The sequence below is a fragment of the Halanaeroarchaeum sp. HSR-CO genome, from assembly GCF_024972755.1.
Taxonomy (GTDB): Archaea; Halobacteriota; Halobacteria; order Halobacteriales; family Halobacteriaceae; genus Halanaeroarchaeum.
This window is the reverse complement of sequence record NZ_CP087724.1, coordinates 1,743,509-1,767,467: the sequence shown is the minus strand read 5'-3', so window position 1 is coordinate 1,767,467 and position 23,959 is coordinate 1,743,509. Positions and strand designations below refer to the sequence as shown.

The following is a 23,959-nucleotide window of genomic DNA, read 5'->3' as shown; positions in this document are numbered from 1 at the left end:
TGAGACGTTCACGAGAAGTAACGTGGCGCCGAAGGCGTCACGCATGTCTCGGGCGTTTCGGCTGCCCCCTTCCCGAGCGATGCGAGTGATATCCCAGCGAGCGTGCGTGAGCAGGAGGGGGTTTCGGGAGTGGCTGTATCTAAATTCCCCCTTTCCGATCACCCCTTGAAATCCACTATTGCAAAAGACCTACTCTCTTGAACAACGACAATTCGACTGAGACATCGTGAACCTCGACGGTGCCTTCCGCAAACTCTTCAAAGGTGGCGGAATCGTTCTCGACTGCTTCGTCGTCGAGATGGGCGTGTCCTTCTTTGCAAAGGTCGTCATCGCCCGCGTTCTAGGCCCGTTCGACTACGGCGCCGTCTCGCTCGGCGTCACAACCCTTGGCCTCCTGTCCACCCTCTCCCTCCTCGGCCTCCACGCGAGCATCGGCCGCTACCTCCCACGCTTCGACACGGACGAAGACCGCCGCGGCGTCATCATCTCCGGATTCCAGATCGCCCTCCCCGTCGCCACCGTCACGGGCCTCGCAGTCGTCGCCCTCGCGAACCCGATCGCGACCCACCTCTTCACCGACCCGGCTGTCACGCCCTACATCCGGGTGTTCGGGTTCGCGATTCCCTTCGCAGCACTGATGAAGCTCTCCATAGGTGTCGTCCGGGGCCTCCAGCAGGTGGTCCCGAAGGTCGTCGTACAGAACGTCACGCCCCCGGTCACCCGGTTCACGGCAGTCCTTCTCGCCGTCGGCATCGGCGCGGGAGCGCTCGGCATTACGACGGCGTACGCACTCGCGTATGTCGTGGCCGCCCTCGTCGGCCTCTATTTTGTGTTCAAACAATCGCCAATCCGCGGACCAGCCAAACCATCGCGAATGCACGGAGAACTCTTGACCTTCTCGGCTCCGCTCATCGTCAGCGCGGCGATGGCGTTCGTCCTCTCCGACCTTGACACGTTCATGCTCGGGTACTTCGCTAGCTAGGGCGATATCGGCGTCTACAACGTGGTCTACCCTATCGCCCAACTCCTCACGGTCGGCCTCTCCGCGTTCGGCTTCCTCTTCATGCCGATCCTCTCCGAACTAGAGGCAGAGGGTGCCACGGACGAAATGTGCCGCCCCTATTAGGTCGTCACCAAATGGGTGTTCATGGGCACCGTCCCAGTATTTCTCGTGGTCGCGCTCTTCTCCGACATGACCATCACGGTCACCTTTGGGAGCGAGTACATGGAGGGCGGGACGGCGCTCTCCCTGCTGGCCGTCGGTTACTTTATCCATGCCATCGCCGGCCCGAACGCCAACACCCTCACCGCCGTCGGCCGGACGCGCCTCATTATGTGGGACAACGTCGCCATCGGTATCACAACTTCGTCCTAAACCTCCTCCTCATTCCTGATTACGGTTACCTCGGGGCCGGGCTTGCGACGGCCATCTCGTATATGGTCCTGAATCTACTCTACTCCTCGCAACTCTACCGGGAGACGGGCATCCATCCGTTCTCGAGGGCTTTGGTCCAACCCGGAGTCGTTGCAGCTATTCTCGTCGCCGTTGTTCACTGGATCACAAGTATTTTCCTCCCCGTAACGGTCCCAGTTTTGATTGGGATGTTCGCGGTTTTTCTTACATTGTACGGTCTCGCCATCCTGCAATTTGGTGGAATCGAGGAAGAGGAGTTCATGCTTGTATTGAGCTTCGAGGACCGCTTTGGCGTGGATCTCGGACTGCTTAAGCGTGTCGGGAGGTTCCTGATGCGGTGACAGGCATCATTATCACCCCATTCTGTCATTTAATGTTACTATTAAACACGACATGTTTGATAAGTAACGGACGTCACTCGACTGAAGCACCGAGCGGGAAATCAGCCCCGTATCATCCGGCTATAATGCCTCAAAATCCGCAATATTTTAGGCGATAAAAATTTATAATCTCACTGAATAAAATGATTTCCGGCAAATATTCATTCGAGGACATTTTGAGGGGGGTTCGAAACCCCTATCTTATTTGGAATGAGATGTTGCACCAATTGCCATTTTCATTATTTGTAGACATTCCTTCGGGCCTTCCAATATCATCGCCTCATGCCATTCATAATTCTGCAAAAATAAGCCACAGATGTACAATTAGTGGAGAACTGGACGCGAAAGAGTCGGCAATAATCAAACCCTATTGCCAAATTGGGGGATCGGTCTCTTTGGGGCAAGAGGCAATTATTGGACCAAATAGCACGGTATACGGAAATATCTCAATTGGAAGATATTCAAATTTGAACGGCAATAATTTAGTTGCTGGTGAAATTGATATAGGTTCATTTTGTGCCATTGCGAACTCAGCTGATTTTCTTCAAACTAATCATCCTAGAAATTATCCTGCCATCCAGGCTCGATTTCATGAGAGTGTGATTGACTCAAAGCTTGAACCCGTAAATAAAGGGCCTATAAAGATCGGAAGTGATGTATGGATTGGTAGGCGAGCGATGATATTAAGTGGTGTAGAAATTGGTCATGGAGCAATTATCGGTGCTGGCGCTGTAGTAACTAAAAATGTGCAACCATATGAGATAGTTGCGGGAGTTCCAGCTATGCATCGGGGATGGAGATTTTCAGAGGAATTACGTGACCAATTATTATCTATTGCATGGTGGACATGGGATGATGAAAGAATTAACAATAATAAACAATTTTTTAAAACCGATCTTAGTAAGGTTGATGATATTTATAATATTATTAATTAAACCACACATTGAGAAATATAGTCACATCCATAATATGACTAATTATACTTATTATGATTTGTGCAATCATACAAATTGAAATTTGAACTCAAAAATCAATAATATACATTCTGGCAATATCCGCAATCATCCGGGAATTTCTGTGCCAGCTTAGAAAGCAAAGCGATAAATCGTAGTGTTGAAAAGCCAAAACTCCCATTTAGTTTCGAATGTTAAGTAAAACACGCCCTCATACAAAACATTCTTGGAAACACTGGTCATAAGAGTCTCGCCGTCCCTATTATTAACAATAATATTTTCATTCATCTCAAAACGTGGATCTCGGCCTGATGCTCGTTCCACTCTATCGCTTCGGTGAATAGCAATAATTCGTTTTTCAAGTTAGTTATGAGATTAACTGAAAACGTGACTCCAAGGTAAGTGCCGACCGCTTATCCACTTAATCTGTTATTATAAACACTGTTATAATTAATAATACGTGGCATTGAGGCAAAAGATGACTATCACACTATGCCTATAGTTCCGCTTCAAACAGTAACAATCAGACCGGATTTTCGGATCAAAAATTGAGATCGAAATATAAACATATATATAGTTACCCTCCATAAGAAATTTCTGATGAAGGATAATCTCGAAAAATTTTTTAATATACTTCAGAATCATGGCATATCAGTATCATTGATAAGAACTAAGAGATACTTTAAATCTAAAATGGTGGAAAAATATATTGGGTTATTCGAATATATATATATGGCTCCTTATTTGAGAAAATTCACGGGGAGGGAATATATGTAATGGAACACGATTGGGATAATTTAATATTATTGGATGCGTGCCGATGGGACGTTTTTCATGAGTATTCACAATTGGACGGAAAATTAATGAAGGTGGTTTCTAGGGGGAATTACAGCTGGGAATTCATGGAGGAGAACTTTATCGGCCGTGAACTAAACGATACTGTATACGTAACCGCCAATCCATATTCTGAAAATTTAGATCAAGAGCAATTTTATAAAATTGAATCTTTACTAAATGAATGGAACGAAGAAAAGGAAACAGTATTGCCAAATGATGTTGTAAATGCTGCTTTAAATGCCAGAGAAAAATACCCGAACAAACGATTAATTATCCATTTTATGCAACCCCATTTACCACATATTAGTGACATTGCGGAAGAAATTGAGTATGACCAAGTTGGATGGTACCATGGTGATGATGACTTACTTGACAGATCTGAGAAAAAGACTATATTTTCAGCGTACAAAAATAACGAAATATCTCAAAAAGAATTATTTGAAAGTTATCGACAAAATTTTACTTTTGTTGAAGGATATGTTAGTTCATTAGTGAATGACTTGAAGGGTAAAACAGTTATAACCTCTGATCACGGTGAAAACTTAGGTGAAAATTATTTTGGCTGTGAAATTTTTGGACATCGAAATGAAACTAAAGAATGTCGTTTTGTCCCTTGGTTGGAACTTCCCTATGACGAACGTATAAGGGTGGAAAAGGAAGATCCGATAGAGGATACAACTGTAGGCGATTCAATTGTAAATCAAAGACTCGAGGATTTGGGATATATTTAATACTTAATTCATTTTTAGGGACTATGGATAACTATACAATATAATAGAAATCCAAGTAATTATGGGGTATTATAATAAATGAATCACCAAAACTAAACGTCTTTGCGGAAATACGGAAAAATCCAATCAATTGTCGTTGTGGTGGATTATATTACCGGGATGGCGTAGCTCGCCATCTACTTCTAATGTTGAGGTTTATTGTTTATAAATACATAATCTTTTTATTGTTGTGTTTAATATGATTTATTTTTAACCTGGAATCACGGTGCTCCTTTTGGCCAGGTGGTATACCTGACGACTGCCTGGATGGATGTCGACAAAAACCTTACAGAAGACAAATTAACGGCATTTGTCGAGATCAACGGGAAAACCCCTCGTTGCACATGTTTTTGACCGCCTCATGACCTCCACGCCTCCGAACTGGTCGGCGTCGGCTATAAAATTATAATTAATCAGCATTTCGGCGGTGATTATCCCGACACTCCGTTCACCTAGACTCATCACCGAGAACAGTCGGGGATCGCTCAGCCCCTCCTCACCGACGAAGATCTTCGACTCCTCCGAGTTGGGTTCGGATTCGTGCACAGAACCCTGGCTGGTCGTCGATGAAGGCTGGGAGTCGGTGTCTTCTCTGGCCATACACCCTGCCAACCCGACTCCCACACCAGTGGCTCCGGCCACCCGAAGGAATTGCCGTCTGGTCTGCCTTCGCTCTCCGGTCACGGCTTCACGACCATGTGAGTGGGTCTCTCGAGTAGTTGCTAAATAGGTGTTCCTTGGTGGCCACTCTATCTCGGGATTTTACGTGACGTGCCCCCTCACTCTCCCCATCATCGACGACCCACAACACCCAATCCAACGTGAGTGAACGAACTCCCGAGCACTATCGACGAATCCCGCCGAGACCGGAACGTCGATGCCCCGCTCACCCAACTGTCGAATCGACGATGACCCAGCCTACCGTCGACGACCACTTCGACGAGATCGGGGAGTACGACTCCAAGGCCATCTTCAAACCGACGGTCCCCGCCCTCGTGGTGAGCAAACACGAAGACGAGGGGCCGAACATCATGACCGCCTCGTGGTGGATGCTGGCCGGCTATAACCCCTTCCGCTACCTCCTCGCGGTCAGCCAGAAGATTTACACCCACGACCTCATCGAGGAGAGCGGGGAGTTCGTCCTCGCCGCTCCCTCCACAGAATTGATCGACGCGGTCACCCTCGCGGGCATGGTGAGCGGCCGTGACATCGACAAGATCGACCACCTCGACCTGGAGACCGTGCCCGGGAAATCGGTGGACGTCCCCCTCCTCGCGGACGCCGTGGGCAACATCGAACTGAGCGTCATGGACTCCTTCGAGTTCGAGAACACGACGTACTTCTTCGGGAGCGTCGAGAGTGCGTTCGTCTCGAAGGGTGCCCTCGATGGTCGTATCCTCTCGCTCGACGCCGACATCCTCGCGTACATGGGCAGTGACTGGGCCGAAGAAGATGCACAGTCCAAACACCGTTTCTACGCGGACCTCGATCCCGAGAATCTGGAATCCTTCCCCGGTGACGAGATCATCGAGTCGCTGCCGCCGGAATTGCGCGAGCAGGTTACCGACTGAACGCTTTCACACACATATCTCGAACGGGAATTTCCCTTGGGTGGGGCTTCGAAAGGGGCCGACCGGTCGGGGAAGGCGGACGCAGCAAGCACTGGAGGGCGCGAAGCGCCCGAAGCGCGCAGCAAGTCCCCCGACCCGAGCGGGAGGGGGCTTTCGGAGGCACTGAATTCTCCGTGGAAACACACTCACCAGAGAACTAGCGGCGAAAGCAAATCTTTTCCACCCCTCCGAACACACTCCCGGTAATGCCGGAGTACGAGGACGTCTGCGCGCTCATCCCCACCCTGGACGAGGCCGAGACCATCGGCGACGTGGTCGACGGCCTCCAGGCCGAAGGTCTCGCAAACGTCCTCGTCGTCGACGGACACTCGACGGACGGAACCAGAAAAGTCGCCGCCGAACACGGTGCCGAGGTCATCGAGCAGTCGGGCCAGGGCAAGGGACAGGCAGTCCGTGAAGCCCTGGAGTACATCGAACGACCGTACATCCTCATGCTCGATGGCGACGGCACCTACCGCCCTGACGAGGCCCACCGACTCCTCACGCCACTCCTCGACGGAGATGCCGAGCACGTCATCGGCGACCGCTTCGCCAACATGGAACCGGGGGCGATGACTCGCTTCAACAAATTCGGCAATCGCCTCTTCAACGGGATGTTCCGCAAAGTCCACGGCCAGGACTTCGCGGACATCCTCTCGGGCTATCGCGCGTTCACGGTCGACTCGATGGAGAAACTCTACCTCGACGCCGAGGGCTTCGGCATCGAGACGGAGATGGCCGTCGAGTGCGCCAAACACAGTATCTCGACCACGGTCGTCCCCATCACCTACGAGGCGCGACCCGACGGGTCGGATACGAACCTCCATCCCGTCAAGGACGGCGGGCGCATCCTCTACACGCTCTACGCGCTCGCGAAGACCTCGAACCCGATGTTCTACTTCGGGAGCGTCGGCAGCCTCTCGCTGCTGGTCGGCGTGCTCCTCGGCCTCTACGTGGGCTACGAGTGGTTCGCCTTCGGCATCTCGCACAACGTCATCGCGCTCCTCGCCACGCTCGCCACCCTCTTCGGGGGGATGCTCGTCATGTTCGGCTTCCTCTCCGACCTGATGGTCACGCTCCACCGCGAGCAACTCAGACGCATCGAACGATTGGAAGACGACTGAATACGAGAGCGAACGTCTGGAAGACGAATGAGGGGACTGCCGACCAAATCGCGGCCCCTGACCCATCCGTACTGACCCAATTCTTTTTGTCCTGCTGGGTACCAGTTACCGTACTCACCGATGGATATTCTCCCCAAATCGTTCTCTGTCGGCAGCTATTCGCGGCGGAACCGTCGGGTCGTCTATTACCTTGTCGGCCTCGGCGTCATCATCGGCCTCTACACCGTGCTCTACAACGTCGGCATGCGCGTCTTCGAGGACGATCCCCGGTCGCTGTTCCACTCCCTCCAGATCGTCGTGGAGACGATGACGACCACGGGGTACGGCGCCGACTCGCCCTGGGAGTCGCCGGCCATGAACCTCTACATCGTGTTCATGCAACTGACGGGCATCGCCATCGGCTTTTTCACCCTGCGTCTCATCGTCATCCCGCTGTTCTCGAGTGCCGAGGTCGACCTCGACGACCGCCTCTCGCCGAAAAACGACCACGTCATCATCTGCGAGTACCGCCGCGACTCCGCGGTCCTCCTCGACGAACTCGAGGACCTGGACATCGAGTACGTCCTCATCTCCTCCGACGAGGAGAACGCCATCGACCTCTCGAACGACGGCTACTCCACTATCCACGGGTCGCCACAGGAGGAATCGGCCTTCAAACGCGCCAGCATCGATTCGGCTCAGGCCGTCATCACGGACGCCCACGAAGCCAACGTCGACACCATCCTGACGGTCCGGTCCATCCGGCCCGACGTGGAGATCGTGGCCTTGACGGACGACAGCGCGATGGAGGACGTCCTCCTCGACACGGGGGCCGACACCGTCCTCTCGCCACACGGCGTCCTCGGCCATCGGCTGGCGGAGAAGGCGGTCGCCTCCTTCGACGCGGAGATCCGTGACGCCGTCGAACTCGGTGAAGACCTCAACGTCTCGGAGATTCCCATCTCTCACGATAGTCGGCTGATCGACAAACGGATCCGCGAGTCGCGGATCCGCGAGCGGACCGGCGCGAACGTCATCGGCGCGTGGATCGACGGTGAACTCCAGCTCCCACCGAGTCCGGACGCCGTCATCAAGGCCAACACCGTGTTGCTGGTCTCCGGCGACGACGCAGCCCTCGACGAACTGGGCGAGTTCACCCGCCGACCGCGAACGTTCGGCGAACACGATCGGATCGTCCTCCTGGGGATGGGCGAAGTGGGACGTGCGGCGCACTCGGTGATCGAGGCGGCCGACATCGACGTCACGGTCGTCGACCGAGACGACGAACCCGGTGTGGACATCGTCGGTGACGCCAGTTCGCGGTCGACCTTAGAGGAGGCTGGCGTGGCAGATGCCGGAGCGATAATCGTCGGCCTTCCAAACGACTCGGCGGCGCTGCTGGCGACCGTCCTCACGAGGTCGATGAACCCCGACGCCGAGATTCTGGTCCGCATCAGCAAGGCAGGCGATACCCGGAAGGCCCTCAGCGCCGGCGCCGATTACGTCCTCTCGGTCCCGCAGGTCAGCGCGCGGATGGTCGCGCGGGAACTGCGCGGCGAGGAGGTCCTCGAACCGGCGAGCCAGATTCGACTCGTGCAGGTGTCTGCGGAGCCATTCGCTGGCAAGACGCTGGCGCAATCTCGCATCTACGAGACGACCGGGTGTCGGGTCGTCGCCATCGAAGACGACGACGGGATCACGAGCACCCTCGACCCGGAGCGCGTCCTGGCGGCACGCGACCGCCTGACCATCGTCGGAACGGACGACGCCATGCACGAGTTCTTCAAGCGCTTCGACGTCACGCGACCGGAGACGACCGAGGAGTGATTAGGGTTATACCAGCGACCGAAGACTCTTCAGCCACGCCTGGGGCAACCGGTTTCGCGAGCCGTCGATAGCTCTCGCGAGAGCGCACTCCGCGTCCTCGAAGACGCCCTCGCCGTGTCCGGTGAGGATCCGTGCCGGCGTCAGGTCTCGTAACGTGGTCGGGGGCACCGGGCGCAACATCGGATGGACGCCGATGCGCTCGGGGCGGACGACGAAGTACTCCACCGTGCCGAGTGCGTCCGCGACGATCAGCGTCTCGCCGTCGAAGAGGGCGCCCTCCTGCCAGAACGGCAGGTCGACCGTGTGGAGGACGCGGACGGTCGTCTCCGGCAGCCGAACACCGAGGCGCTCGACCGGCGCATCGAACTCGCGGTCGATGTAGGGAGGAAGGTAGACCGGCACGTCGAATCGCTGGGCGAACGCGTCGGCGTCCCGCTGATGCCGATCCAGAAGAACGACGACGCCCACCACCTCGCCGAGACCGGTGAGCAGGTCGTCGACGCCCGGTGCGTCGACCGGATCGATGACCCAGACGTCGCCGTCCACGACGATGGCGTGACTGGCCCGTTGCATCGTCTCCTCGGGATGGGGCATCCAGCCAACGCCCTCGTCCCACTCGTCGACGACGGTCAGGTCGCCCGGGTCCCCGGTCGCTTTGAACGGCATATCCCGTTGTACGGCAGGCGAGGGGATAAATGTCCACCTGGGGTACGCTATTGGGGCTTCGGCCCGTCCTGTCGGGTATGCTCGACGACCTGGCGTGGCTCTCGCTGGAGGTGCTCTACGCCGAGCGCGCGAGCGAGTTCTACGCGGAGACGTTCGACCTCGAACCCGCCTACCGAGACGGGTCGGTCGTGTTCCCCGTCGGCGACCACGAACTCCGCCTGGTCGAACCGGGACCGGTTCCGCGGGGTGGCCTCCACGTCCACTTCGCGATGGCGACGCCGCCAGCACAGTACGACGGGTGGGTCTCGCGTCTCGAGCGGGACCACGATATCGAAGAACACTCATTCGGCTCCTCGCAGTCGGTGTACCTGTTCGACCCGGACGGTCACTGCGCAGAGATTGGAAGCGTCGGCGATCCGGCTGCCGAGGAGTCGCTCACCGGTATCTTCGAGGTGGTCTTCGAGGTCGAGGACCTCGAGCGGGCGGAGACGTTCTATTCTGAGCTCGGCTTCTCGGTCGTCGACCGTGGGGACTCGCGCCGACGCGTCCGGATGACCGGCCCTGTCGACCTCGAACTCTGGGAACCCCAGCGAGGACTCGCCGATGCCAGGGGCGGCGTCCACGTCGACGTCGGGTTCACCGCGACCGACCCGGTGGCAGTGCGGGACCGGGTCGCCGATCTGGCGAGTGAGACCACTCGCGACGACGATTGGGTGCGGATTCGCGATCCAGACGGCCACTTTCTCACCATTACGCCGACCGGGTGAGGACGACTCGTCCCACGGGTTAGGCGCTGGCTATCTCACGGTCGCGACGCCTACCGGTGTGACGAACTAGTGTCCGCTGGAACTATCGCTGAACACATTACCCCCGAAATCGATACTGCCAGCATGGACGCTGGTCTCGGTCGCAAGCGCGCCCTCCTCGCCGCGCTCGTTGTCCTCTCTACTGCGGTCCTGACGGTCGGCTACGTCGATGCGGTCCGGCAGAGCGACCGGATCACCGGCGATCCGGTCGTCGAGCAGGCGTTCGTCACCGGTGATCGCTCCCCGGTCGTCGCCCCCAGGGAGAACGTGACCGTGGTCGCGACCGACTCGAACGCCTTCGTCGCCGACGAGGGTGACGGCCCACGTGCCCGCTCCGAACTCGTCGCGTTCGCGCCCGACGGCAGCATCTACTACTACGAGGACCAGTACACCCGATACTGGGACGTCGATCCGGTCGCGGGCACGACCGCCACCGTGGAGTTCGTCTACTCCGAACACCTCGAGGGCAGCGACTGCGACGGCAGCGGCGCCTGCACCCGAAACGGGGTCGACCGTGTCAACCTCACCACGGGTGAACGAGAGACCATCTACGAGCGCATCACCCCGGGCAAACACTCGAGTCGGTGGCACGACGTCGATCGGATCGACGAGGAGCGACTGCTCGTGGCCGACATCGACCGCGATCGCGTGTACATCGTGAATACCGTGACCGACGTGATCGAGTGGGAGTGGGACGCCCAGGCTGAGTACTCCATCCAGGGTGGCGGCCCCTGGCCCGACGACTGGACACACAGCAACGACGTCGAGTACGTCGAGATCGACGGGCAGGAGGCCGTCATGGTGAGCCTCCGCAACCAGGACCAGGTTGCTTTCGTCGGCCTCGAGAAGGGCCTTCTGGAGGACTGGACACTCGGTGCTGACGGCGAACTGGACACGCTCTACGAACAGCACAACCCGGATTTCATCCCCGCGGAGCGAGGCGGCCCCGCTGTGTTGATCGGTGACTCTGAGAACGGTCGCATCGTCGAGTACCAGTGGACGGGCGAGGGGTGGGAGCAGTCCTGGGAGTACGCCGATGCACGGATCACCTGGCCTCGTGACGCCGACCGACTGCCCAACGGGCATACGCTGGTCACCGACTCCAACGGTGATCGGGTGTTCGAACTCGACGAGCAGAGCGAAATCGTCTGGTCGGCGGACATCGGGTTCCCCTACGAATCCGAACGACTGGGGACCGACGACGAGAGCAGCGGCGGAGAGAGCGCGGCGAGCCTCGATCTCCCGTCCCGGAGCGCCGGTGATGACCCCGAGGACGTCGGCCTCTATCGCTCGGTCGTCCCGACGGATATCCAGAACCTCGTCTCGTACGCGTTCCCGCGCTGGGTCGGGCCACTCCAGCTCGGTGCGATAGTGGTCCTGATCCTCTCGGTTTCCACCTGGACCGCCGTGGAGTACCGCCACCGGAACGTCTCGGTGCGCCTTCGCTGGCCAGTTCGATTCGAGCGACGATGAGCGATCGAACCGCCCAACCGCGCCGTCGGGCGCTCCACCGATACACCCGCCTACTCCCTGTCGATCGTCGAGACGCTCGTTGGCTGGCACTGGCCATCCTCCCGGCGGTCATCGCGGTGGCCGTCTATCTGGCGACGAACCCGTATCCAGCTTACGGCGCTGGCCTGTACACGAAGATCGCCGAAGAGATCGTGGCCGGTGGGTATCTGCCCCCGGAACGGATTCCCGGGTACACCGCCGACGGCGTTCCGTTCGCCTATCCGCCGTTGCAGTTCTACGTCCTCGCCGTGCTCCTCGACCTCGGCTTGGACGCCGTGTCGCTCGCACGTGTCGTTCCGGGAATGGCGGTCGTCCTCGCGCAAGTGCCGTTATACCTCCTCGCGCGGGACCTCAGCGGTTCGCGGCCGGCGGGGGCGGTCGCCGCGACCGTCGTCGCACTGACGCCCCAGGCCATGCAATGGCACCTCTCCGCCGGTGGGCTGGTCAGGTCGTTCGCGTTCCTCTACGCACTCCTCGCAATCTACGCGGGATACCACGTCTTCGAGCGCAGGCGACCCGTACCGGTGATCGGCGGCACCGCTGCGTTCGGGCTGACCGTGTTGACCCACCCGACGTATTCGCTGTTCGTCGTCGTCACCTACCTGCTCTGGTGGGCGGTCGGCGATCGAACGGCATCCGGGTTCCTTCGCGGAGCCGTGGTGGGCGTGGGGGGACTGCTCATCGCCAGCCCGTGGCTCGTCTGGGTCCACGCGGTCCACGGGATCACCACGCTCACCGCCGCGGCCGGAACCCACGGAGGTATCGGTGGCGGCCTCGTCGCCATCCTCCTCGACCCGCCGACGCATGCAATACTCGCCGGGCTGGTCGCACTGCTCCTCGTGATCCGGGGGCGCCGATTTCTCCCGGCGTGGATCGTCGTCACCACCTTCGTCTTCGTGCAACCGCGGTTCGCGGCCGTCACCGCGGCCGTGGGTGTGGCGGTGCTCGTCGCCGCGACGCTCGAATTCGAGTCGCCGAACCACGACGACCTGCCCGATCTCGGGACCGCCGTCATGACGGTCGCGCTCGTTCTCGCGGCCGTCGGTGGTGGCGTCTACTACGCCCACACGATGACCCAGGTGAACGATCGGATGACGCCGTCGTTCCTCGACGACGACGCCATGGCCGCGATGGACTGGGTCGAACGCGAGACGCCGAAGGACGCGACGTTCGTCGTCCTCGGGGATACCGCAGAGGAGTTTTCCGCCCACGCTGATCGCACCATTCTGCTCGGTCCGTGGGGCGTCGAGTGGACGACGCCCGCGGCCTACGACCGCCACCTCGAGGGATTCGAGGCGGTCTCGGCGTGCCATAGCGTCGAGTGCGTCACCGCCGTCGCCGAACGCGTGGACGCAGCGCCGGCGTACGTCTACGTGCAGAAAGGGCAGTACACGATCCGTGGCGAGAACGCCGTGCAGTTCGGCACGCTCGAACGGTCGTTCGAACACTCGGGCGAGTGGCAACGGGTCATGGAGAACGACGGCGTCGTCATCTACCGGTCGGTGGATCGCTGATCCGTCGGTCGCGGCGGAAGTTCACAGCCTGTCTGTATCGACCTCGACGCCTGGTGGGGCGACGACGAGGAACTTGCGGAAGTGCATGAGCGTTCCGTCCACTTCCTTTATGTCCCGGGCGAATCCGGCGGCCAGTTCGTTCAGGTCGCCTTCGACGGCCAGAAAGCAGACGTTGTCGTCGGCGATCTCGGTTAGCCACTCCTCGTCGGGGGTCTCGCCGTCTAGAACGCCGAGTACCACGCCGACGTCGCGGACCTCGCCGTCGTCCTCGGCGACCTCGATGTGCTCTTCGGCATTACGCAGGTCGAGGCTGAAGTCGTCCATCGTGACGTACTCGGGTTGGGTCGGCCAAAAACCTTCGTTCGGGATGTGAACCGCGTATCGACCGTGGTCCGTACCGGGTATCTCGCCCTCCTCGATCCGTCAGAGCATCCGGTAGGCGTCTTTCATGTCGCCGTCGGACAGGCTCTCTAGCGATTCGGTGAGCGACGATTTGAGTTCTTTCATCCGGCGAGTGATCGCCCGGTACTCCGCTCGGTTCTCCCCGTCGAACGATGGACTGGCTTCGAGGGCCGCCCGTTTCGTCGCGAGCTGGAAGAATTCGCGGCTCTTCTCGTCGTAGTCCTTCCGCTCGAGAAGCAGGGAGACGACGTCGGTGAGCTTCGCTCTGTCGACTGGTTTCGTGACATAGTCGTCGAACGGCATATCGACGATATCGGCGCCCGGGTTGACCGCCGTAATCATCGCGATAGGGAACTGATATCCCCGCTCCCGGATCGCTTCGAGTATCTCGTCGCCGGTCATTCCTGGTATCCGGCGGTCGAGCAACGCGACGTCGACGTCGCCGTCGACCTGCGCCAATGCCGCTTCGCCATCGGTCGCGGTCCTGGTTTCGTACTCATCCTTGAGATACTGCTCGAACAGTTCGACGAGTGGTGGTTCGTCGTCGACGATGAGAACGGTTGCACGGTCGGGAGAAGCCATATAATTTCTGTGTGTGGCCCCTTCGCCTCATACCACCTTTAACCTGTGGACGAAATTTCGGCAAGAAATCCTGTGGTGTTTACATTTTGTCCAGGCACGATCGTCGACTGATGACAATTTGGCCAGGCACATTCGTCGACTGATGACAATTTGGCCAGGCCCAACCGACGACGCGACTGTCTGCTCGTGGGCGATCTGGACCACCAATGGACGATCATCGCGAACTTCCATAACAATCTTCGCGGTTTCGAAGCGATTATTACCACCACCAGGGGCGAATGTAGCATGTCGCTCGTATCGAGATACGAAGCCGGCCTCTGGTGGACGATCGAGGCATTGGGAATCTCGGAGTCCATCCGGGATAAAATTCTCGTGGCGGTGGGCATCCAGTTCGTCGTCTCGATCGGCCAGGCCGCAATCCCGCTATTTTTCACCGGTCCACTGCGGGTCGACCTCGCCGCGGTGCTGTTCGTCTTCGCGATCGTTGCGTTCGCCAACACGGTTCTGATCGTCAGACGGGATCTCCTGGAACCGATAGCGGGCCTCGAAGCCGCGGCGACAGACATTGCAAACGGTGAGATCCAGACGACCACCCCCACCACGAGACACGACGACGAAATTGCGGAGCTGGTGTCCGCGTTCGCTGCGATGGTCGACAACCTCCAGTTGGTCGCCGACCAGGCGACCGCACTCGCCTCCCAGGAGTTCGACGACCCCGTCCTCGACGAGCAGGTCCCTGGACGGTTCGGGCAGCTGCTCTCCACGATGACCGCCGAACTGACCGAGTACATCGACCGGATCGAGGCGGACCGAGATCGGTTCCAGCTGTTGAACTACCTGGTCGGACACGACATCCCGAACATTCTGACGGTCCTCTATGGTCGAATTGATCTAATCAAGACCACCAGTGAGGACCCCGCTGTCCTCGAGGAGGTGGAGACGATCGAGCGTCACGTCGAAGAGATTGAAGCGGTTTCGACATCGGTTAGCCAGTTGACGTCAGATAAACTTCTCCTGCAGATGGACGTCGTCGATATCGTAGCGGAGGTGGTCGCGGACGTCCAGCACAGCCATCCCGAGGCAACGATCAGCGTCCAGACGCCCGATTCGTCGATGTACGTGCGAGCAAACGAGTTACTATCTCGGGCATTCGTGAATCTCGTGACCAATGCGATCGAACACAACGACGCGCGCGACCCCGAAGTCGAGGTGTCCGTATTTTCGAACACCCAGGACGACGTGACGGTTCAGATCGAGGACAACGGGCCTGGGTTGGGGGTAGAAGAGAGCGACGCGTTCCTCGATTCGCTCTCGCCCGGGACGGGCCTTCACATCTCGATGACCATCATCGAACGATTTGGCGGCGACTTCGCGGTTTCCTCCGACGATTCCGGGACGACCGTCACCGCGACGATGCCTCGAAGCAGACCCTGATCGTTCTCCGGTGGCTGCCGAGACATTGCCAGCAACGGTGCCGGCGCCCTCACTCGCTATCGTCTGCCGACGCTGCCATCTCCCGAATCTCTTCCCACCGGCCGTTCGCTTCGAGGTGGTCCTGGAGTTGGGTTGCATACGCTTCCACCAGATCGATCGCCTCCGCACGCCGGGCTGCGTCGTCGTCTGACCCGTCGCCATTGTTGAGGCCGAGTGCGCTGGCGATGGAGCCGAATAGTCCATCTCCCGCGGCCGTTTGGTTCGAGTCCCTCCCGGCCATCGCCCCCATCTGTCGTTCGATCTCGTCGAGTTCCGGGAGGATCGCATCGAGTTCGTCGGTGTTGGCGACGATGCGGGCCCTGTCGGGGTCGTCGGCGTCCACGATCTCGAACGCCGTCGCCGTCATGATGAGACTCCACTGCTGTCTGGAAAAGGATGAGCCAGTGACGCGGTCTTCGAAATCCGAGTCCACCGCCATCCGGGCACCAACCACGCGGTCCTGCCAGGAGTCGTCGGTCATGCCCCAGGGTTCGGCGAGCGGGCGCTTGAGCCTTGCCCCGGCTGGTCCCGCTCGTCGGTGCGTCAGGCGGCGGAACCGCACGGCGGAGGAGGCAAGGCTTATGTACCAAACCCTGTGATTGTGTCTCAAGGTAACGAAATCATGCCAGAGACGCATTCTTTCGGTCGACGTGAGTTCCTCAAGACGACTGCCGCGGGGACCGGCGCCATCGCCCTCTCGGGGCTTGCGGGGTGTGCCGGTCTCGGCGGTGACGAACCGAGCGGCCCGCTGACCGTCGCCGTCTACGGCGGCGTGTTCAAGGAAGTTCTGGACGAACAGCTGTTCGCTCCGTTCAGCGAGGAGGTCGACTACGAGGTGGAATCGGAGGCCTCGCCGACGGCGGAGGAGGCCCTGACACAGTACGAGAACGCGGTCTCGGCCGGCGAGGCGCCGGTCGACGTCGCGATCATGTCGAACACCGGCGTCCTCAAGGGAATGAACTCCGACCTCTGGCACCTGTGGGGCGGCGACGAGTTCGAGAACCTCCAGTACATCAGCGACGGGCTGGTCAAGGAGACGGACGACGGTATCCCCAGCATCGGGGCGCTGTCGTGGTACATCAACCTCGTCCAGAACACGGAGGTCATCGAGGAACCGATCGACACCTGGCAGGCGCTCTGGGACGACCAGTACGAGGATCAACTCGGCCTGCTCAGCTACGCGTCGAACTCCTTTTTGCTCGAGGTGACCGCCACGGTTCACTTCGACGGGAAAGAGATCCTCGACACCCAGGACGGCGTCCTCGAGGTCCTGGAGAAACTCGAGGAGGTCAAGCCACAGGCCAACTTCTGGTACGAGAACGAGGCGGACTTCCAACAGCGACTCCGGGATGCCGAGGTCCCCGCCGGGATGCTGTACAACGACGTCACGCTGGTCATGCAGGACGAAGGGGCCCCCGTGCAGTCCAACTTCGTCGAGGAGGGGTCCATCCTGGACTCCGGCCACTGGGTGACGCTGGCCTCGACGGACCTGACCGAGCAGGCCAGAGAGTTCATCGACTTCGCCAGCCAGCCATCGATCCAGGACCGGATCGCCGAGAACCTCTACACGAGTCCAACCATCGAACGCCAGTACTCCGAGATCGACGACGACATGTACGAGACGATCGCCGGCCCCGGTCCCGGAGCGGCCATCGTGCCGAAGTACGAACTCTACGTCGAGCAAGAAGACTGGGTCAAAGAGCGCTGGAACGAGTTCCTCATCGAGTAGTGAATGAGCGGAATTTCACTCACGGGAATCACGAAGCGGTACGGGAGCGATGTGCTCGCCGTCGACGGTATCGACCTCGAGATCAAGAGCGGCGAGTTCGTCACGCTCGTCGGCCCCTCGGGCTGTGGGAAGACGACCACCCTGCGAACGATCGCCGGCTTCGAAATGCCGACGTCGGGGCGGGTCCACATCGCGGGCCAGGACGTCACGGACGTGCCACCGTACGAGCGACACACGGGAATGGTCTTCCAGGATTTCGCGTTGTTCCCACACCTGACCGTCGCGGAGAACGTTGCCTACGGCATGGAAGCCGAAGGCGGATACGACCGCGAGGAGATCGACGCTCGCGTCGCGGAGATGCTCGAACTGGTGGAGCTACCGGAGCTCGGCGAACGCTATCCCGAACAGCTCTCCGGCGGCCAGCAACAGCGGATCGCGCTGGCGCGGGCACTGGCACCGAAACCCGATGCCCTGTTGCTAGACGAACCGCTAGCGAGCCTCGACAAGAAACTGCGCGAGCAGATGCAAGTCGAGTTACGCCGTATCCAGCAGGACGTCGGGATTACCACCGTCTTCGTCACGCACAACCAGGAGGAGGCGCTGACGATGTCCGATCGCATCGCCGTGATGAACGCAGGGACGTTCGAGCAGGTCGGGCCACCGGAGGAGGTATACGACCACCCCGAGACCCGCTTCGTCGCCGATTTTCTCGGGACCGCGAACGTCTTCGACGGGGAGGTCGTCGCGGCGGACGACGATGGAGTCACCGTGGATGCGGGAGACCTGCAGATTACCGCGGGTAACACAGGTACTGCCGCGGTCGGGGATCGCGTGTCGGCGGTCGTTCGCCCCGAACGGTTCGCGTTCGAATCGATCGACGCGGCGACGGCGACCGACGAGCGCGAAACGGCCGACCGAACCGACTCGGCCGCCGACAACCGATACACCGGCGAGATCACGTTCAAACGCCATCTGGGCAGCAGCGTCGAGTATCGTCTGGAGACCGAACACGGACGGGAACTGATCGTGGTCCGCCAGAGCGGATCGACGCGCCGATCGCCCGGCGATCGGGTGGCCGTCTCGGTGGACCGCGCGGACTGTCGGATCGTGACGGGGTAATCGATGACGACGGAATCCTCCACCGACGACGCGACGCCCGCCGGTCGCGCTGGCCGCCGCGCTCGCTCGCGCTGGTACGTCCTCTCGTATCCACTGGCCTGGCTGGTGGCCATCTTCATGGTCCCGCTCGGCCTGCTGGTGGTCTTTAGCTTCTGGGTCAATATCCCCGGCGGGCAGTACGAGATGGGGCTGACCCTCGAGAACTACCGGCGCTTTCTCGGTAGCTCGCTGTACATGGGGCAACTGTGGGTCACCATCGAACTCTCGCTGGTGACCGCCGGCGTCTCCTTGCTGCTGGGCTATCCGCTGGCGTACTTTCTCGCTCGCATCGACTCCTCGCGCCTGCGCAGCGTGCTCCTCGTGACCATCGTCTCCTCGCTGTGGGTGACCTACGTGATCCGGGCGTACGCCTGGCAGGTCATTCTGGCGTCGGGCGGGATCGCCAGCTCCGTCGGCGTCGCCCTCGGACTCATCCCCGAACCACAGTCGTTCTTCCCGGGGTACTGGGCGCTCGTCGTCGGCATGGTCTACGTCTTCCTTCCCTTCATGATCCTCACGCTGTACAGCAGCCTGCGGAACATCGACGGCGAACTCCTCGAGGCTTCGAAGAACCTGGGCGCCGGCCCCGTGCGTACGTTCCGGAAAGTGACGCTGCCACTCTCGAAGAACGGCATCGCCAGCGGCACCGCCCTCGTGTTCATCCTGGCCCTCGGGGCGTACGTCATGCCCCGTCTCCTGGGAGGGACCGCCCAGCGCACGCTCCCGGTGTTGATCGAACAGCAGATCATGAGCGAGAGCAACTACCCCTTCGGGGCCGCGATGAGTTTCGGTCTCATCGTCGTCGTCCTGGCGTTCCTCTGGGTCCTTCTCCGGGTGACCAACGTCACGACCGGCGACCTCGGCGGGACCGATGCCATCGATGGCGAGAGCACGGGTAGGTACGCGGGAAGCGCTGGCGGCTTGCTCGAACGCCTCGGCGCGCTCCTCCGACGTGGATTCGCCGCGACCGGTCTCCCGGCGGTAATCGCCGCCTTCGGTCGAACACTGGGACGACCCATCGCCGCGGTGGACGCGAACCGGCGGGAAGCGATCCTCGGAGCGGCCTTTCGCACCTACGTCGCTGCCGTGATGGTGTTCGTCACGGCTCCGCTGGCGATCATCGTGGCCATCTCGGTGACGCCCGAGCAGTTCCTGACCTTCCCGCCGGGTGGCGTCTCGGCGCAGTGGTACGTGGAGTTCTTCACGAATCCGGCGTGGACGGGAGCGCTCGCGAACAGTCTGTTCATCGCCGTCGCGGCGGCCCTCCTCGCGACCTCGATCGGCGGGATCCTGGCGTTCGCCATCGACCGGTTCGAGTACCCCTTCGGACGCGCCCTCGCGACCGTCGGCGTCCTCCCTATTTTGATCCCGCCGGTGATCATCGGGGTGGCATTCCTCGTCTTCTTCCTGCAGTTCGGCCTCGCGGGGAGTCGGCTGAGCATCGTCGTCGCCCACGGGATCTTCTACGCACCCTTCCCCTTCATCCTCATCACGCAGGGCCTCCGGGAGATCGATCGGACCTTCGAGGAGGCGGCGATGAACCTCGGGGCTGGACCGGTCCGCACGATCAGGACGATTACGTACCCGCTGTTGCGGACGAACGTGATCTCTGGCGCCCTGTTCGCGTTCATCCTCTCGTTGAACGAGTACATCATCGCGTGGCTCCTGTCGCTGTTCCTCGTCGACACCATCCCGATCCAGATATTCAATCAACTCCGGTACTCCTATCCGCCGACCATCGCGGCAGCCAGCACGGTGTTCATCGCGCTCACCGTCGTCGTGATGACGGCCATCGACCGCCTGTCGGGAGGCATCTGGGAGTGACCGACGACGGCGGGACCCGCGTCGCAGTCGTCCAGACGGTCCCGGAATTCGGACAGGTCGCGGAGAACCGTGCCGAGACGGTCGACGCGATCCGGGCCCAGGCGGACGCCGACCTCGTCGTGCTGCCGGAACTGGCGACCTCCGGGTACGTCTTCGAATCGCGCTCGGCGGTCGTCGACGTCGCCGAACGGAACGACGGTCCCACGGCGGACGCGTGGACGTCGGTCGCGGCCGAGACCGAGACGTGGATCGTCGGGGGATTCCCCGAGGTCGACGGAGAGCGGCTGTACAACAGCGCGTTGGTCGTCTCGCCCGACGGCGTCGAGGGGGTGTACCGAAAGATCCACCTGTGGCACGACGAGAAGCGGTGGTTCGAACCGGGCGATGACGTGCCCGTCTTCGAGACGCCGTTCGGGCGGCTCGGGGTGCAGATCTGCAACGACCTCTGGTTCCCGGAACTCACGGGGACGCAGGCCCGCGCTGGCGTCGACATCGTCGCCGTTCCCACGAACTGGGTTCCCGAACCGCCCGAACGCCCGGCAAGCTGGACGATGGGGATCCATCAGGCGATCGCGAACGCCAACGCCAACCGGGTATTCGTCGCCTGTGCAGACCGTGCTGGAACGGAGCGCGGCGTCCGGTTCGAGGGACAGAGCGTCGTCGTCGACCAGGATGGGCTCCCGGTCGCCGGACCGCTTCCCGACCGCGGTAGTCACTCGGTCGCCGTCGACTGTGACCTGCACCTGGCTCGAGAGAAGTCGTTGACCGACCGCGATCACGTCCTCGAGGACAGACGGCCGGCCGTCTACGATCGGGACTAGACTGATGGCGTCGCCGCTGGAGTGCTGGCTGTCGGTCGGTGCCTTCCTGACTCCTCCTTGCGAATGTTTATTGCCAGGGCACCACGAGTTGTGGTGACACACCAACACCACCTGGAGATGATGACGAGCAACACCTATTCGATGGACGCGGCCGTCGCCGTACGGTTCGGCGTGTCCGTCCCGATCGACCGGAGTATCGCAGGGAGCGCGACCGACCGAGTTGACGACCGGCCAGGTTCCAGCGGACGAAAGCGGCCCGGTCGATCGTGGGCACCGACCGAGCCACTGGGGCGGGGCGAGGGGGTAACTCAATGAGCGACCCGCGTGACCGGGCGACCGCGTTCCGTGAATCGACGGCCGGTTCCGACGTCGAACTGGCGTACGCCGGTCTCGACACGTTCCTCAAGGGGGAGGCCCGGGCCATCGACGACGTCGACGACGTCGACGCGGCAGTTTTCGGCGTCCCCTACGACGGCGCGGCGTCGAATCGGCCCGGTGCCCGATACGGCCCTGGCGCGATACGGAAGGCCAGTCACTGGTGGGCGTACCTCTCCCAGTACAAGGGCGAACTGACCGACATGCGCAACGGCGACCAGATCGACTTCGGCCAGTTCTCGGTGGCCGACGTCGGCGACGTGCCGGTGTTCCCGATGGACCACGAGAAGACGGGCGAGAGCATCACGGCACACGCCGCGACGGTCGCCGCCCAGACGTTCCCCATCATGCTCGGCGGCGACCACTACTGCAGTTTCCCTGCCTTCCGGGGGTTCGCCGAGGGGACCGACTTCGACCGGATCGGTCTCGTCCAGATCGACGCCCACACCGACACCGTCGCCGAGAGTCCGGTCTTCGGCACCGACTTCCACGGGTCCAGCACCGCCCGCATCGCCGACCTGCCGAACGTGGACTACGACTCGGTCAGCCAGGTCGGGATCCGCGGCTACGAATCGCCGGACTTCTTCGAGTTCGCCGACGAGAGCGGCCTCAACCTGTTCCCGATGAGCGAGGTCGAACGGCGGGGGATGGGTGCGGTCATCGTCGATGCCATCGAGGCCGCCGCGGCAGGGACCGATGCGGTGTACGTCACCTTCGACATCGACTCGGTGGATCCAGGATTTGCCCCCGGTACCGGAACCCCCGCGCCCGCCGGTCTCTCCTCTCAGCAGGCTCTCGAGGCGATGAGCGTGCTGGGCGAACACGACGCCGTCGGTGCCATCGACATGATGGAGGTCGCCCCCCGGTACGACTCGACGGAGGGGACCGAACGGCTCGCGGCGTTCCTGCTCGTGAAATTCCTCGAACGGAGGTTCGCCCGATGACGGCCATTCGACACGACTGCCATCGACGAACATTGCAGGGACAGAGAGCCACTGGAGGTGTCGACTCGTGACCGAGTACAGGCAACCGGCCCGTGACGTAGGGACGGACCGCCTCGACGTGGTCTCCGAGTCGGTCATCCGCGAGATGACTCGCGAAGCCCACAGCCACGACGCCATCAACCTCTCGCAGGGGATTCCCGACGTGGGCGAGACGCCGGAATCGATCATGACGGCCGCGAAGGACGCCATCGACGCCGAGAGCCAGTATACGATCACGTGGGGGTTACCCGACCTCCGCGAGGCACTGAGCGACCGGTATCAGGACTGGAAAGGCGTCGAGTACGACCCCGAGACGGAGGTGACGGTGACGGCCGGCACCAGCGAGGCGATCGTCTCCTCGATGCTCGCCCTGGCGGGCCCCGGCGACGAGGTCGTGGTCTTCGAACCGGTCTACGAGAACTACATTCCAGCGATCCGGTTCGCGGGCGCGACGCCGGTCCCGATCGACATTACGGACTCACTCGAACTCCCGGTCGACCGTCTCGCCGAGGTCGCCGAGGACGCGACGATCCTGGTGTTGAACACCCCGATGAACCCAACGGGAAAGGTGTTCAGCCGGGAGGAACTCGAACGCATCGAGGAGATCGTCTTCGAACACGACCTCGTCGTGATCACCGACGAGATCTACGAGCACATCGTCTACGACGACGCGTATCGCAGCCCCGTCGAGGTCGGCGACCTCGCCGATCGAACCGTCGTCTGTACCGGGATGTCGAAAACGTACAGCGTTACCGGGTGGCGGGTTGGCTTCACACTGGCTCCCGAGTACCTCTCCAGAGAACTCAGGAAGGTCCACGATTACACCACCATCTGCGCCCCGACCCCGTTTCAGCGCGCGGGCGTCGAGGCGTTATCGCTCGATGAATCGTACTACACGGAGCTGTCGGAATCGTACGAACGACGGCGTGACCTCCTGTACGAAGGACTCTCGGCAGTGGGTCTCGACCCGCTCGAACCGGACGGCGCGTACTACATGATGGCGCGCTATCCGACCGACGAGACGGACGTCGAATTCAGCTACCGGCTCGTCAGAGAGGCGGGGGTCGCCGTCGTCCCGGGGAGCAGCTTCTACACGGATCCCGATGCAGAAGCGGACTGGGTCCGATTCACCTTCTCTCGGGACGAGTCGACGATCCAGGCGGCGATCGACCGCCTGCGCGAGAATCGGTGGTGGTGACCCGGGGCGCCTCCCTCGCCCA

The 23,959-nt window shown here is 60.5% G+C and carries 24 protein-coding genes and 1 pseudogene; 19 read left to right on the top strand and 6 right to left on the bottom strand.

All coding sequences use genetic code 11. The features are described 5' to 3' along the window. The first annotated feature begins 226 nt into the window (after positions 1-226). From HSRCO_RS09090 to HSRCO_RS09070, 5 genes are all read left to right on the top strand, one after another. Positions 227-982 carry an oligosaccharide flippase family protein gene (locus tag HSRCO_RS09090; RefSeq protein ID WP_259517330.1) on the top strand — a complete coding sequence of 252 codons (756 nt, stop codon included), beginning with the start codon at positions 227-229 and terminating at the stop codon, positions 980-982. A 165-nt stretch (positions 983-1,147) separates the two neighbouring features. Then, the gene (locus HSRCO_RS09085; protein ID WP_259517329.1) at positions 1,148-1,375 is read left to right on the top strand and encodes a hypothetical protein; all 228 of its coding nucleotides are present in this window, start codon (positions 1,148-1,150) and stop codon (positions 1,373-1,375) included. After that, positions 1,336-1,755 (top strand): polysaccharide biosynthesis C-terminal domain-containing protein, encoded by a 420-nt coding sequence (locus HSRCO_RS09080; RefSeq protein WP_259517328.1) that lies wholly within the window; start codon positions 1,336-1,338, stop codon positions 1,753-1,755. Before HSRCO_RS09085 ends, HSRCO_RS09080 begins: the two co-directional genes overlap by 40 nt. Positions 1,756-1,937: 182 nt before the next feature. Further along, on the top strand, positions 1,938-2,729 hold the full coding sequence (locus HSRCO_RS09075; RefSeq protein ID WP_259517327.1) for a CatB-related O-acetyltransferase: 792 nt from the start codon (positions 1,938-1,940) through the stop codon (positions 2,727-2,729). A gap of 794 nt (positions 2,730-3,523) precedes the next feature. Further along, entirely contained in the window at positions 3,524-4,315 is a 792-nt protein-coding gene (locus tag HSRCO_RS09070; protein ID WP_259517326.1) for an LTA synthase family protein, read from the top strand. A gap of 339 nt (positions 4,316-4,654) precedes the next feature. Here HSRCO_RS09070 and HSRCO_RS09065 read toward each other — a convergent pair whose 3' ends face one another. Both HSRCO_RS09065 and HSRCO_RS14620 read right to left on the bottom strand, forming a co-directional pair. Then, positions 4,655-4,954 carry a hypothetical protein gene (locus tag HSRCO_RS09065; protein WP_259517325.1) on the bottom strand — a complete coding sequence of 100 codons (300 nt, stop codon included), beginning with the start codon at positions 4,952-4,954 and terminating at the stop codon, positions 4,655-4,657. Between the two features lie 3 nt (positions 4,955-4,957). Continuing rightward, a pseudogene (locus tag HSRCO_RS14620) lies at positions 4,958-5,038 on the bottom strand (twin-arginine translocation signal domain-containing protein); the annotation flags it as partial. A gap of 224 nt (positions 5,039-5,262) precedes the next feature. Between HSRCO_RS14620 and HSRCO_RS09060 the strand changes: the two are divergent. The 3 genes from HSRCO_RS09060 (at position 5,263) to HSRCO_RS09050 (ending at position 8,894) form a co-directional block, all read left to right on the top strand. After that, a complete protein-coding gene (locus HSRCO_RS09060; protein ID WP_259517324.1) occupies positions 5,263-5,925 on the top strand; it encodes a flavin reductase family protein in 663 nt (220 codons plus the stop codon). Between the two features lie 245 nt (positions 5,926-6,170). Beyond that, positions 6,171-7,088, top strand: a complete 918-nt coding sequence (aglJ, locus tag HSRCO_RS09055; RefSeq protein ID WP_259517323.1) for an S-layer glycoprotein N-glycosyltransferase AglJ — start codon at positions 6,171-6,173, stop codon at positions 7,086-7,088. A 120-nt stretch (positions 7,089-7,208) separates the two neighbouring features. Continuing rightward, on the top strand, positions 7,209-8,894 hold the full coding sequence (locus HSRCO_RS09050; RefSeq protein WP_259517322.1) for a TrkA family potassium uptake protein: 1,686 nt from the start codon (positions 7,209-7,211) through the stop codon (positions 8,892-8,894). A gap of 6 nt (positions 8,895-8,900) precedes the next feature. Here HSRCO_RS09050 and HSRCO_RS09045 read toward each other — a convergent pair whose 3' ends face one another. Continuing rightward, positions 8,901-9,560 carry a hypothetical protein gene (locus tag HSRCO_RS09045; protein WP_259517321.1) on the bottom strand — a complete coding sequence of 220 codons (660 nt, stop codon included), beginning with the start codon at positions 9,558-9,560 and terminating at the stop codon, positions 8,901-8,903. Positions 9,561-9,637: 77 nt separating this feature from the next. Here HSRCO_RS09045 and HSRCO_RS09040 point away from each other — a divergent pair, with 77 nt between their 5' ends. The 3 genes from HSRCO_RS09040 to HSRCO_RS09030 all read left to right on the top strand — a co-directional run bounded on the left by HSRCO_RS09040 (position 9,638) and on the right by HSRCO_RS09030 (position 13,392). Continuing rightward, the gene (locus tag HSRCO_RS09040; protein WP_259517320.1) at positions 9,638-10,327 is read left to right on the top strand and encodes a VOC family protein; all 690 of its coding nucleotides are present in this window, start codon (positions 9,638-9,640) and stop codon (positions 10,325-10,327) included. Positions 10,328-10,450: 123 nt separating this feature from the next. Next, entirely contained in the window at positions 10,451-11,839 is a 1,389-nt protein-coding gene (locus HSRCO_RS09035) for an arylsulfotransferase family protein (protein ID WP_259517319.1), read from the top strand. Then, positions 11,836-13,392 (top strand): glycosyltransferase family 39 protein, encoded by a 1,557-nt coding sequence (locus HSRCO_RS09030; protein WP_259517318.1) that lies wholly within the window; start codon positions 11,836-11,838, stop codon positions 13,390-13,392. Before HSRCO_RS09035 ends, HSRCO_RS09030 begins: the two co-directional genes overlap by 4 nt. Before the next feature lie 21 nt (positions 13,393-13,413). On the opposite strand, the gene HSRCO_RS09025 is transcribed toward HSRCO_RS09030, so the two are convergent. Together HSRCO_RS09025 and HSRCO_RS09020 are read right to left on the bottom strand one after the other, a co-directional pair. Beyond that, positions 13,414-13,716 carry a DUF5779 family protein gene (locus HSRCO_RS09025; RefSeq protein ID WP_259517317.1) on the bottom strand — a complete coding sequence of 101 codons (303 nt, stop codon included), beginning with the start codon at positions 13,714-13,716 and terminating at the stop codon, positions 13,414-13,416. A gap of 99 nt (positions 13,717-13,815) precedes the next feature. Beyond that, positions 13,816-14,376, bottom strand: coding sequence for a response regulator (locus HSRCO_RS09020; RefSeq protein ID WP_259517316.1), 561 nt, complete (start codon positions 14,374-14,376; stop codon positions 13,816-13,818). 285 nt (positions 14,377-14,661) lie between these two features. On the opposite strand from HSRCO_RS09020, the gene HSRCO_RS09015 reads away from it, so the two are divergent. After that, positions 14,662-15,810 carry an ATP-binding protein gene (locus HSRCO_RS09015; RefSeq protein ID WP_259517315.1) on the top strand — a complete coding sequence of 383 codons (1,149 nt, stop codon included), beginning with the start codon at positions 14,662-14,664 and terminating at the stop codon, positions 15,808-15,810. A gap of 49 nt (positions 15,811-15,859) precedes the next feature. Here HSRCO_RS09015 and HSRCO_RS09010 read toward each other — a convergent pair whose 3' ends face one another. Continuing rightward, the gene (locus HSRCO_RS09010) at positions 15,860-16,330 is read right to left on the bottom strand and encodes a DUF5799 family protein (RefSeq protein ID WP_259517314.1); all 471 of its coding nucleotides are present in this window, start codon (positions 16,328-16,330) and stop codon (positions 15,860-15,862) included. A gap of 141 nt (positions 16,331-16,471) precedes the next feature. Between HSRCO_RS09010 and HSRCO_RS09005 the strand changes: the two genes are divergently transcribed. The 7 genes from HSRCO_RS09005 (at position 16,472) to HSRCO_RS08975 (ending at position 23,937) form a co-directional block, all read left to right on the top strand. Continuing rightward, on the top strand, positions 16,472-17,578 hold the full coding sequence (locus HSRCO_RS09005; RefSeq protein WP_259517313.1) for a PotD/PotF family extracellular solute-binding protein: 1,107 nt from the start codon (positions 16,472-16,474) through the stop codon (positions 17,576-17,578). A gap of 3 nt (positions 17,579-17,581) precedes the next feature. Continuing rightward, complete coding sequence (locus tag HSRCO_RS09000; protein WP_259517312.1) at positions 17,582-18,697, top strand: ABC transporter ATP-binding protein; 1,116 nt, start codon at positions 17,582-17,584, stop codon at positions 18,695-18,697. Positions 18,698-18,700: 3 nt separating this feature from the next. After that, positions 18,701-20,560: an ABC transporter permease subunit gene (locus HSRCO_RS08995; protein WP_259517311.1), complete on the top strand. Its 1,860-nt coding sequence runs from the start codon at positions 18,701-18,703 to the stop codon at positions 20,558-20,560. Continuing rightward, positions 20,557-21,381 carry a nitrilase family protein gene (locus HSRCO_RS08990; RefSeq protein ID WP_259517310.1) on the top strand — a complete coding sequence of 275 codons (825 nt, stop codon included), beginning with the start codon at positions 20,557-20,559 and terminating at the stop codon, positions 21,379-21,381. The genes HSRCO_RS08995 and HSRCO_RS08990 overlap by 4 nt, the downstream gene beginning before the upstream one ends. A gap of 93 nt (positions 21,382-21,474) precedes the next feature. Beyond that, positions 21,475-21,696 carry a hypothetical protein gene (locus HSRCO_RS08985; RefSeq protein WP_259517309.1) on the top strand — a complete coding sequence of 74 codons (222 nt, stop codon included), beginning with the start codon at positions 21,475-21,477 and terminating at the stop codon, positions 21,694-21,696. Beyond that, positions 21,693-22,700, top strand: a complete 1,008-nt coding sequence (locus HSRCO_RS08980; RefSeq protein WP_259517308.1) for an agmatinase family protein — start codon at positions 21,693-21,695, stop codon at positions 22,698-22,700. Before HSRCO_RS08985 ends, HSRCO_RS08980 begins: the two co-directional genes overlap by 4 nt. A 145-nt stretch (positions 22,701-22,845) precedes the next feature. Then, entirely contained in the window at positions 22,846-23,937 is a 1,092-nt protein-coding gene (locus tag HSRCO_RS08975) for a pyridoxal phosphate-dependent aminotransferase (RefSeq protein ID WP_396266430.1), read from the top strand. Positions 23,938-23,959 lie beyond the last annotated feature (22 nt).